12 protein-coding genes are annotated in these 11,466 nt (G+C 52.9%); 8 read left to right on the top strand and 4 right to left on the bottom strand.

Annotation, left to right across the window (positions count from 1 at the left end):
* The first annotated feature begins 88 nt into the window (after positions 1–88).
* From pyrE to Q1K24_RS07360, 4 genes are all read left to right on the top strand, one after another.
* Entirely contained in the window at positions 89–697 is a 609-nt protein-coding gene (gene pyrE, locus Q1K24_RS07345; protein WP_300368188.1) for an orotate phosphoribosyltransferase, read from the top strand.
* 19 nt (positions 698–716) lie between these two features.
* Entirely contained in the window at positions 717–1,229 is a 513-nt protein-coding gene (locus tag Q1K24_RS07350; RefSeq protein WP_300368191.1) for an RDD family protein, read from the top strand.
* Positions 1,229–2,329 (top strand): MFS transporter, encoded by a 1,101-nt coding sequence (locus Q1K24_RS07355; protein WP_300368194.1) that lies wholly within the window; start codon positions 1,229–1,231, stop codon positions 2,327–2,329. Before Q1K24_RS07350 ends, Q1K24_RS07355 begins: the two co-directional genes overlap by 1 nt.
* Positions 2,330–2,440: 111 nt before the next feature.
* Positions 2,441–3,175, top strand: coding sequence for a TIGR04219 family outer membrane beta-barrel protein (locus Q1K24_RS07360; protein WP_300368197.1), 735 nt, complete (start codon positions 2,441–2,443; stop codon positions 3,173–3,175).
* Here the strand turns inward: Q1K24_RS07360 and Q1K24_RS07365 are convergent.
* From Q1K24_RS07365 to typA, 4 genes are all read right to left on the bottom strand, one after another.
* Entirely contained in the window at positions 3,172–3,801 is a 630-nt protein-coding gene (locus Q1K24_RS07365) for an NAD(P)H-dependent oxidoreductase (RefSeq protein WP_300368200.1), read from the bottom strand. The two genes, Q1K24_RS07360 and Q1K24_RS07365, sit on opposite strands and share 4 nt — an antisense overlap.
* A 2-nt stretch (positions 3,802–3,803) precedes the next feature.
* The gene (locus Q1K24_RS07370; protein ID WP_300368203.1) at positions 3,804–4,757 is read right to left on the bottom strand and encodes a DUF3137 domain-containing protein; all 954 of its coding nucleotides are present in this window, start codon (positions 4,755–4,757) and stop codon (positions 3,804–3,806) included.
* Complete coding sequence (locus Q1K24_RS07375) at positions 4,754–5,308, bottom strand: LemA family protein (RefSeq protein WP_300368206.1); 555 nt, start codon at positions 5,306–5,308, stop codon at positions 4,754–4,756. The genes Q1K24_RS07370 and Q1K24_RS07375 overlap by 4 nt, the downstream gene beginning before the upstream one ends.
* A gap of 134 nt (positions 5,309–5,442) precedes the next feature.
* Entirely contained in the window at positions 5,443–7,254 is a 1,812-nt protein-coding gene (gene typA, locus Q1K24_RS07380; RefSeq protein ID WP_300368209.1) for a translational GTPase TypA, read from the bottom strand.
* Between the two features lie 137 nt (positions 7,255–7,391).
* Between typA and Q1K24_RS07385 the strand changes: the two genes are divergently transcribed.
* From Q1K24_RS07385 to Q1K24_RS07400, 4 genes are all read left to right on the top strand, one after another.
* Positions 7,392–8,864 (top strand): flagellar hook-length control protein FliK, encoded by a 1,473-nt coding sequence (locus Q1K24_RS07385; RefSeq protein WP_300368212.1) that lies wholly within the window; start codon positions 7,392–7,394, stop codon positions 8,862–8,864.
* 9 nt (positions 8,865–8,873) lie between these two features.
* Positions 8,874–9,545 carry a FlgD immunoglobulin-like domain containing protein gene (locus tag Q1K24_RS07390; protein WP_300368215.1) on the top strand — a complete coding sequence of 224 codons (672 nt, stop codon included), beginning with the start codon at positions 8,874–8,876 and terminating at the stop codon, positions 9,543–9,545.
* Positions 9,546–9,548: 3 nt separating this feature from the next.
* Positions 9,549–10,847, top strand: coding sequence for a flagellar hook protein FlgE (locus tag Q1K24_RS07395; RefSeq protein ID WP_300368218.1), 1,299 nt, complete (start codon positions 9,549–9,551; stop codon positions 10,845–10,847).
* 68 nt (positions 10,848–10,915) lie between these two features.
* Positions 10,916–11,466, top strand: a 551-nt coding sequence (locus Q1K24_RS07400; protein WP_300368221.1) for a flagellar hook-basal body complex protein, incomplete at its 3' end; no start/stop codon positions are given.

Raw genomic sequence — 11,466 nt, forward strand, 5'->3', positions numbered from 1 at the left:
TAAAAACTAAAAACTAAAAATTGTTCGCGAAGCGATTCACGTCAACTTTTAGTTTTTCACTTTTAGTTTTTAGTTAAAAGGTTTGCAAATGGATATCAAAAAAATCTACATGGATGCGAACGCCCTGCTGCACGGGCATTTCAAGCTGAGTTCAGGCAACCACAGCGAATACTACCTCCAGTCGGCGAAAGTCCTGGAAGATCCCGGAACCGCCAAACTGCTGGCCGATGCACTGGCAAAACAGATTCGCGACTACGGACTGGAAATCGATACGGTCTGCTCGCCGGCCATCGGGGGGCTTATCGCGGGATTCGCCCTGGCCACGGCTCTGGACTGCCGCTATATCTTTACCGAGCGCGTCGATGGAAAAATGACGCTGCGCCGGGGGTTCGAAGTGAAAAAAGGCGAAAAGATCCTGATCTGCGAAGACATTATCACCACAGGCGGCTCCGCGATGGAAGCGGCGGCCGAAGTGGAGCGCCTGGGAGCGGATGTCGTCGGCTTTGCGGCACTGGCCAATCGGGGATTCTGCCGGCGTGTCGGGAGTGAACTCGAACGGAAACCAAATTGCAGACTGCCGGAAAACAGACCCTTTTTCGCGCTTGCAGACTTCGATTTTCCGATGTACTCTCCCGACGAATGTCCCCTCTGCAAGGCGGGCAGCGAAGCGGTCAAACCGGGAAGCCGCGGGAATTGAGTGCCGAGAAAGGGCGGGGATGAGTCGCTGGAGGAAAGTCAAGCAGGGGAAAGTCGAGGAGCAGGGAGCAGGAAACAGAAAACAGAACACGGAACACGGTGAAGGGAGAGGGAAGGAGCTTTCCCTCCGGTGCGCACCCGTGACGCTGCGGCTCAAGGCTTTCCTCACCGACACCTTCATGATCACGATGCCGATTCTCTATATCGTTATCTATCTCATCATGGGGGATCGGGAAGGGTTCCGGGAACATATGGGACAGGGATGGCTCATCATTCTCGTCGCTCACTTCATCGCGACGATGGCTTTCTGGGCACTCAAAGCCCAGACCCCCGGTATGAAAGCCTATGACCTCTATCTTGTCGATCCACAGACAGGCGAGAAACCCGGGCTTCTCAAACTCACGCTTCGCTACGTGATGCTGCAGACATCGATTCTCTCCTTTTTTGGAATGTTTCTGCCCTATCTTCTAAACTCCAAAGAGGGCCTTCACGACCTGATATCAGGTACCTGCATCATCCACAAACCCCGATAATGTTCTGGCGCCTTTCGGCATTCTACCTCTTCTATTTTGCTGCGGTCGGGGTTTACGTCATTTTCTTTCCCAAAGCACTGCAGATGGTGGGCTATTCGACCCTGCAGATCGGTATACTGCTCTCCGCCTCACCATTGATGCGCTTTTTTGCACCATTTCTTTTTCTTCGGCATCTGAAACTCGACGATCGAACATTTCTGGGCGCTCTGACACTCATGAGCCTTGCTGTTGTGCTCTTTTATCCCGCATTGCCCTATTTTTGGGCACTTTTGACAGTCAACCTCCTTTTTGGCGCCGCCATGAGCGTGACCCTTCCTTTTATCGAGACTCGGGCACTGGAAACTCTCGACCGTCGAACCTACGGACGTGCACGGCTCTTCGGGTCCATCGGTTTCATTGTTATCGCCCTGTGGCTGGGCAAGATGCTGCAGACACCCTACGATGCCATCTACTATCTTATCGGCACCATCCTTGTCACGGCGCTCTTCGGTACCGCCATCGTTTTTGCCGATCATGCCCATGCACATGCCGACGCTCCCTCAAAAGAGAAGGATTTCGATCTGCTCGCCCATTGGCCGCTATGGACCGCCTTTTTGTTGATGCAGGTGAGTTTCGGCGGGTTTTACAACTTCTTCACAATTTACGAAACTGCCCATGGTATCACGCTGGAGACCACCAGCTGGCTTTGGAGTTTCGGTGTTGTCTGTGAAATCGCGATGTTCTATTTCCAGGGTCCCCTCCTGCAGAAAAATCTGTTGACGATACTCAAAGTCACCATTTTCGTCACGGCAGTGCGCTGGCTGCTGCTATGGAAATTCCCCGACTCTCTTCCCATCACGTTCGCGGCACAGAGCCTCCACGCCCTCAGTTTCGCACTCTACCACACCACGGCCATTACTCTCCTGCATGCGCTCTACCGGCGCAAAGCACTGGCACAGCAGTTTTTTCTCGGTATCTCCTACGGCCTCGGCGGATTTGCCGGCGCAATTGTGGCCGGACGGATCTACGGTGACAACCTCTTTCTTATCGAAAGCTTCATCGCACTGGCCGGATTTTTCATCCTCTTTTTCGAAAACAATAAAATGTTCTCTGTTAAATAAATTTATGAAAAGAACGATATAATCGTACCAACCAAAACTAAAAATCATACAAATCACACTATTAGGCAGTCCAAAATGAAAAAGCATGTGTCGGTAACGATAGGTTTACTAATGAGCATAGGCGCCATCAGCGCTTCGGCCGATTCAATCGGCGGCGAAATTGCAGTGGGAGGATGGTACCACGATCCGGGTGGGTGGATCCTCTATCCCAATAATCTGGGGGACGAAAACAAGCTCGATGCAGATGACGAGCTAAACCTCGACTCCCAAACCGATATCTACCTCCGGGCCAAACTGGAGCATATGATTCCGCTGATCCCCAATATCAAAGTTGCGTATACCCGTATGGAAGCAGATGGTGACGGGCGTATCGAAAAGGATTTTACGTTCGGCGACATCACGATTACCCGGGGCAAGGACATCTCCTCGGATACAAAACTGGACAGCTACGACGGTACACTCTATTACGAACTGGTCGATACCGGTATCGATCTCGACCTCGGTTTGACCGTCCGCTATTTCGACGGATATGTCAAAGTAACCGACAAAAGTACAGGTCAGAGCGATACATCCGATATCGATTTCGTCGTTCCGATGCTCTATGGAAATTTCCGCTGGCCTATGCCATTTCTTGAAGGCCTCTCTCTCGGTGCCGAAGGGAACTGGATCACCTATGACGGAAGCACACTCTACGACATCCAGGCCGACGCCCGTTATACCCTCTCGATGGGGCTGGGTCTCGAGGTGGGCTACCGCTACGAAAACATCAAACTCGACGATGTCGAAGATACCGATACGGATATCGACATTCAGGGTATATTTTTCGGAGCTGTCTGGGATTTTTAGCGGTATTCCACGATCTCTCCGAGCGGCAGTCGCACTTTCGACGGCGGCTCGTTGACACGGTAGCCGAAAGCCAAAATCAGCGCGATCGACTCCCTGGCGACATCCATGTCGAGCAGCGCTTCGACCTTCTCTTTTTCAAACCCCTCGATCGCACAGCTGTCGATTCCCATTGCCATCGCTCCTGTCATCATATTGGCGGAAGCGATGTAGCACTGTTTTGTGCCCCAGCATGCCAGCCCCTCGTTACGAAACTTTTCGGTTGAAAATTGATCATACTTTTTGACATAGGCTTCGATCTTCTCTTCGGGCAGATCGCGTCGTGAAAGCATTTTTCTGGGATAATCGGAACCCGGAGCCAGCGAAGCAACGATGGTTTTGACGACGACCAGATCGCTGCACTCGGTGATCTGCGGCTGATCCCAGCAGAAAGGTCGTAGGGCCTCCTTCAACGACGGGTCACGAACGACAAGAAAACGCCACGGTTCCATTCCGAACGACGAGGGCGACAATCTGCCGATCTCCAGAATGGTTTCCAACTCCCGATCCGGAATCTTTTTCGTCGTATCGAACCGCTTGCAGGCATGGCGCTCCTGCATCGCCTGCATAAAAAACTCTATACGCTCCATTCCTACTCCTTGCTCCATATTTTTCGATTGAGGTTCAACTCCTCTACGATACCGAGAAGCAGGTTAAGGTTCTCTATATATTGCTTGAAAATATCGATACGCAGAAGCGATTTGAAGAGTGTCGGCTCGAACCAGTCGCCGCCGTTTGCGATCGCGATGAAAAGTTTATTGAGCTTGAAAGAGAGATAGACGGGAGCATTCGCTTTTCTCTTCAGCTCCACCAGTTTCTCCATGATGTTCGGCGTCAACAGATAGTGTGCTTCGACCGGATCGTCGGCGATTACTTTGAACTCCTTTTCGAACGCCGGTGAATCCATACGCACCAGCTTGCCGTTTGCCATCCCCTGCAGCCATCCACCGACAACACCCAGGTACTTCTCCGCGACATCCGGATAGACGAGTACCGTACGCTGAAAATGTTTGTGGAACTCCGTCATGATGAATGTGCCCGAAAAAATGGTAGTGCGATGTTTTCTGCCTTTCGAGTCGGTCGTCTCTTTCTCCACTTCAAGATCACTGAATTCGATCGGGGTGTCACCGATCCGGCCTTTGATCAGATCGTTACCGCTGTAGAAGTCGATATCGTTGCCGAAGAGTCCGCTCAATTCGAAAAGGGAGCGCGGAATCATACCGGTCGGAGTATAGAGCAGAGTCGAATCGATTTTGGTGACAAGTTTACGAAAAATATGGTTTTTGAATTTACGACGGTAATCACTCATCAGCCATCTGATGACAAATCCCCCAACGGCGAACGCTCCAAACGCGACAAATACCGGGAAATCGGCCGTACTGCTTCCGGATGTCCGGATAATGATCCAGAGGGCCGCCGCGCCTATGACAGCGGTGATTGCGATCACCTTTTTCGCAACGTTCTTTCTCTCCTCTTCCAGCTCCATCAGCTGCGGATAGAGCTCTTCGTAATAGAAATCGAGAAGTTCCGACGCCTTGAAATTCACTGTTTGAGAAGCTCTTTGATATCGATGTTTTTGCGTTCGACCTCGGGAATTTCAAACAGCTCTTTGGCTCCGAAATGGAACCAGCCGGCGATCAGCGAGGAGGGGAACATCTGACGGGCATTGTTGTAGTCGGTCACCGCCTGGTTGTAGGCGCGACGGGCTGCGGCAATCTGCTCTTCGATCTCGTTGAGCGAGCGCATCAGCTGCATGATCTGTTCGTTCGCTTTGAGCTCGGGGTAGTTCTCCACCGCCACCATCAGACCGTGCAGTGGCTGGGTGAGTTCATCGGCAATGGCAATCTTCTGCTCCGGTGTAAGATCGGGCTGCATCGCCTTGGCACGCAGCTCCGTCACCTTTTCGAGAAGTCCCTTTTCGTATGTCATCGACTCTTTCATCAATGTCACGAGATTGGGGATGAGGTTGTAGCGTTTTTTCAGCAACGCATCGATACTGGCAAAAATATTGTCACACTGGTTGCGTCGGGAGACGAGCGTGTTATAGATGAGTACACCGACGACGACAACGGCAACGATAGCAATCAAAAATTCCATGGTTGACCTTTTTGTTTTGTTTCATTCAAAAGAGAGGGGTATGCCCCAGGAGGAAATCGGCATTTTGGACAATTTTTTTACAAATATGAAGGAGAGGAAAGAGCCGGTTTCTCGGCTCTTTCAGAAAGCAGGCACTACGCTTTTTTCTGTTTTTCCATCCGTTTTCGGACATGGGGATCGAGATAGCGTTTGCGAACACGGATATTTTCCGGCGTTACTTCGACAAGCTCGTCGTCTTCGATCCACTCCATCGCACGCTCCAGCGTCATTTCGCGCGGCGGAACGAGGACAATCGCATCGTCGGCACCGGACGAACGGACGTTCGAGAGCTTCTTGCCCTTGATCGGGTTGACCTCCAGATCGTTGGGACGCGCGTGTTCGCCGATGATCATCCCGACATAGACCTCCGTCTGCGGCTTGATGAAAAGCACACCGCGGTCCTGCAGGTTGAAGAGTGAATAACCCAGTGCCTTGCCGTTCTCCATCGAGATCAGTGCCCCGTTGGCACGGTGTTCGACATTTCCGACGAACGGCCGGTAGGCGAGAAACGAGTGGTTCATGATACCCTCACCCTTCGTGTCGGTCAGAAACTGTGTCCGGAAGCCGATCAGACCGCGTGCCGGAATTTCGAATTCGATACGGGTCGTACCGTCGGGCATCGGGTTCATCGATGTCATCTCCGCCTTCCGACGACCAAGTTTTTCGATGACCGAACCGCTGAACTCTTCCGGCACGTCGATCACCAGATGCTCGTACGGCTCCATACGCACACCATTCTCCTCTTTGATGACCACCTCGGGACGGGAGATCAGAAACTCGAACCCTTCCCGGCGCATATTTTCGGCAAGAATCGAGATCTGCAGTTCGCCGCGGCCCGAAACTTTGAAACTCCCTTCACCCAGCTGCTCCAGACGCATCGCGATGTTGGTCTGCATCTCTTTTTCGAGGCGCTCTTTGAGTTTGTTGGCGGTGACGAATTTTCCTTCACGGCCCGCGAAGGGGCTGTCGTTGACGCTGAAGATAACCGAGAGGGTCGGCTCTTCGATATGAAGTGGATCGAGCGGCTGCGGATCGTTCGGATCGGTAATCGTATCTCCCACGTCGATCTCGTTGAAACCGGCGATCGCGACGATGTCGCCCGCTTCCGCTTCATCGATTTCGATACGCTCGAGGCCAATGAAACCGATGAGCCTGGAGATGCGCCCTTTTTTCTGCTCACCATCGGCCTTGGCCAGCAACACCTGCTCGCCCGCCTTCACCTTTCCGTTGAAAATGCGGGCGATACCGATCCGTCCGACGTAATTGTCGTAATCGAGGGTGAACACCTGTGTCTGAACCGTATTGTCCGCACTCCCTTCGGGTGCCGGAACATACTCGAGAATGGCATCGAAAAGGGGTGTGAGGTCGCTGTTCTCGTCATCCATGTTCCATTTGGCGTATCCGTCGCGTGCCGCCGCATAGAGCACCGGAAAATCGAGCTGCGTTTCGTCCGCTTCGAGTGCAACCAGGAGGTCGAACACCTCGTCGACGACACGCTCCGGCTCGGCGGCGGGCTTGTCGATTTTGTTGACGACGACGATCGGGCGAAGCCCGAGGCTGATCGCCTTTTTCAGAACGAATTTGGTCTGGGGCATGACCCCCTCCTGGGCGTCGACGAGCAGCAGCACGCCATCGACCATTTTGAGAACACGCTCGACTTCACCACCGAAATCGGCGTGACCCGGGGTGTCGATGATATTGATTTTGTAATCGTTGTAGCGGATTGCCGTATTTTTCGAAAGAATCGTGATGCCACGCTCCTTTTCGATATCGTTGCTGTCCATGACGCGCTCGGCCACCTCTTTGTGTGCATCGAACGTACCGGACTGCTGGAGGAGGCCGTCGACGAGTGTGGTTTTACCGTGGTCGACGTGCGCGATGACGGCAATGTTGCGGATATTTTGCATAGGTATGTAGTCCTGTAGAGAAGTAGTAATTTGTGCGCATTATATCCAAAAATCCTTTCATTTGTTACCAACCCGCCAATCACGGGTAAAGGAACGGCATTTGCTTGTTAACCATAAACCTTTCCGAAAGGATTCGTATGGCTTCACTGCAGCTGGGATCATTGCTTGCTCTGATCAAATGTGCCAAACATGAACAGTCCACCGTATCCGCTTCGAACGAAAATGGTGATCTTTTCAAAAAACTTTTCGAACTGCTGCAGGCCGAGGAGAACGATGCCGCATCGATAGAGACCATTTTGAAAACATTGGGCGAATCGGAAAGTCTGCCGGTCGATCTCCGTTTTGAAAAGAGTGAAAGAGCCGGAACCGACACCCTTTTTCCATCGCAAATACCCGCCGATCCGGAAGAGAATGGCGTACTGTTCCGTTCCCGGCTTTTGCAGAGACTTTTTTTCGATATCACCATGGAAAAAAATCCCCGGATGCAGTCCGGGAAAGAGAGTGAAAAGATCGAACATCGAGACACGCTTGCCCAATTCTTTACAAAAGTTGCAGAAAACGGGAAACCTGCGGCGACCCCGTCACCCACACCCGGTGCCAGCGATTTTCTGAGCGAGCGTCTCCACCTCTCCAATGCGGCGATGCAGCATGAAGCGAACATCCTTGAAACGGCCCACCGCTTCCGAAAAGCCACCAACATTCAGGAGCTGGTCGAGCTTGCCAACAAAACGGGGCTCAACCTCAAAGCCGTCGATTTTCACCGGGAAGAGCGCTCCGTATCGACAAATGCGGAAAAGGCAATCAGCCTTGTGGAAGCCTATCCGAAACAGTCGGCCCATATCTCCACACATCTTGCTCTGCTGCTTCGTGAAACAGACCGCTCTGTACACTTTCCGGAGAGACCATCGGATCTTAAAACGCTTCTTACACAGACCGTCGTAAAAAAGAGCGCGCGCGACCGTACGATTCCTTCCCATACAACAGCCAAAACCGACAATCCCCTTAAAGATATCATGCAGCTTCTTTCGGGACTGCAGCATCATACGTCAAAAAAGGAGACCTCAGCACCCTTGACGGAAATCGGTGAAGGAAACCAGCACAGGATTCGCTCTGCCGATGGAACGGCAGGAAGAATTCCGGTCCCGGAGGCGGCATCCGAGAGTATCGATATCGTCCATGCCGAACCAACCCCTTCCAATGAGAGACTGACGCAAAAAATCGTCGATGCGAAAGCAACACTGCGCCATTTCGCCCAGAGACTGCACGAACAGGTCGAAACCTACAAACCCCCATTCAGCCGAATGCAGCTCTCACTCGATCCCAAAGAGCTCGGCAGTGTCGAAGTGACGCTGATCAGCCGGGGCAGCAATCTGCATATCCAGGTCCACTCCAATCCGACGGCGATCGGCATCATGGCGACACAGGGACAGGAGTTGAAAAACCAACTCGTTTCGATGGGATTCACCGATGTGCAGATGCAATTCAATATGAACCAACAGCAGCAACGGCAGAAATACCACGATTCGAAAACAGGCGGCCGATACGTCGAGTTGGAAGAGATTCCCGATTTCTACGAATCACTCGACCTGATCATCCCGCAATATGTATAAGGAGAAGAGATGGATGTTACAAGCGCGACCCGACCGAACCCGACCGTAGGAGCCAACAAGGAAGATATTATCTTCAACCCGAAGGGAATCCTCGGCAAAGACGATTTCCTCCAGCTCCTCATTACCGAATTGCGCTATCAGGATCCGACCGATCCGATGGATACGGAAAAGATTTTGAGCCAGACCTCCCAGCTCGCCACGCTCGAAGCGCAAACCAACACCAACGAGACGATGAAAGAGATATCCGAAGCGTTCCGCAGCTCCTCGCAGTTCAACGCCATCGGAGCGATAGGAAAGATCGCCGATCTCGGCAACAGTGACGTCCGGCTCGACGAAAGCGGTGGTGTGACGTTCGATATCTACTTCCCCAAAGAGGTGATGGGCGGAACGTTGCAGATCACGGATGCATCCGGCAATGTCATAAAGAGCGTGACTCTGCCCTCTATGGGAGCAGGCGTCCATCCATTTGAATGGGACGGAACGGACGGATCGGGCAGTCGGGTCGATGCGGGAGTCTACCAGGTTCATGCCAACTATACGACCCCGTCGGGCGAACAGTTGGCCACACGTGTCGGCACCTATCCGATCGAATCGGTCCGATTCGAAGGATCGGATGCCCTCCTGAAACTGGGATCCCACTACATTCCGCTGGCACAGATCAAAGAGGTGTATGGAGGATAAGCGATGAATCGGTCATTTTACAACGGCATATCGGGCATCAAAACCCACCAGAGCGGTATCGATATCTGGGGCAACAACATCGCCAACGTCAACACCGTCGGCTACAAAGCGAACCTTCCGGAATTCGGCTCCATCTTTTCGCAGGCGCTCTACGACGGCAACAGCTCCCCGACCGACGACCAGATCGGTCTGGGATCCAAACTCGCCGCCACGGCGATCAGTATGAACCAGGGTACGCTCCAGCAGAGTGACAATGCGCTCGATCTCGCCATCCAGGGAGACGGCTGGTTTGGCGTCAGCGGCATCAACAACCAACAGTTTTTTACCCGCAGCGGGCAGTTTTCGACCAATGCCGAAGGGTATGTCATCAATGGCGACGGCTATTTCCTCCTGGGCACGAGCGCACACAATATCGGCATCATGTCCGATCCCGAAAATCCGCAGGAGACGATACCGTTTCTCTCCAACTCGGTCGAATCGGTCGATCTCACCACACCCGATGCCCAGGAAAGACTTCAACTCCCGGCACGCATGTACTACCCTCCGGAACCATCGACCTATGCGGAGTTCAAGGCCAATCTTCCCGTCGAATACACGCCCGGCCAGATCTACAACATTCGTGCCGGCCTTATCGCACCGGACGGTTCGCAGCACACATTGACCATCGCATTCTCCAAAAGCGCCACACAGCCGCCACTCGGAACCGCATGGACCTACCATGCCTATATCGACGACGTGGACAACCCTTCCTCAGTCGTAGACGGCGCGCTGGAGTTCGACGAACGGGGGGGACTGCGCACCTATCCGGCAACATTCACGATCAACAACCACGGCCAGGCGATCAGCGTAACCCTCGGGACCTCCCCCTATGACGGACTGGTCTCCATCGCAGGCGCAGAGATCGCGCCCAGCTCCATTTCCGACGGTTTTCAGGAAGGGTATCTCAACGGCTACCGGATCGACCAGGAAGCGAACATCGTCGCATCTTTCGACAATGGCAGGCTCAGCGCCATCGGAAAAGTGGCGGTCTTCCATTTTCAGAACGATCAGGGGCTCGAAAAAGCGGGTTCAAACATCTTTCGCCCCTCCGCCAACAGCGGAAATGCGATATTTTTCAAAGATGCAACGGGCAGTACGGTGCTGGGAGCCCATGTTATCAACAATGCACTCGAAAACAGCAATGTCAGTCTCGCGACGGCACTGACCGAGCTGATCGTCATGCAGAAGGCATTCGACGCGAGTGCCAAAAGTATCACGACGAGCGATCAGATGATCCAGAAAGCGATCAATATGAAAAAATAGGAATGAAATTTGCTTGAAAATCCTATACATGAAATGAAGAATAAAAATCACTATCAAAGGATAGCCTCATGATGCGATCACTATGGGCCGGCGTATCCGGACTGCAATCCCACCAAATCGCGATGGATGTCGAAGGCAACAACATCGCCAACGTCAATACCAACGGCTTCAAATACTCCCGGGCCAATTTCGCCGATCTGCTGAGCCAGACCAGCAAAATCGCTACGGCACCCCAGGGCGGGCTCGGCGGTAAAAACCCGATGCAGATTGGTCTGGGAACCTCCATTCAGAACGTCAGCCATATCTTCAGCCAGGGTTCCGTCCAGAACACCGACAAAAATACCGATGTCGCCATCCAGGGCGACGGCTTCTTCATCGTCAGCGGTGACGGCGGAAAGACGCAGAAATTCACCCGGGCCGGCGACTTCAAATTCGACGCGACGGGAAATTTCGTCGACAACAACGGCTACGTCGTCCAGGGGTGGCTCAGAGATACCGACACCGGCCAGATCGATTCGACGGCTCCGATTCAGGATATCAATATTCCACCGGGTCTTACGACACCGGCCAACGCCACAACGTTCATTCAGCTCAAAGCCAATCTCAATTCCGGTGACAG

Source organism: Hydrogenimonas sp. (assembly GCF_029932565.1).
GTDB lineage: Bacteria > Campylobacterota > Campylobacteria > Campylobacterales > Hydrogenimonadaceae > Hydrogenimonas.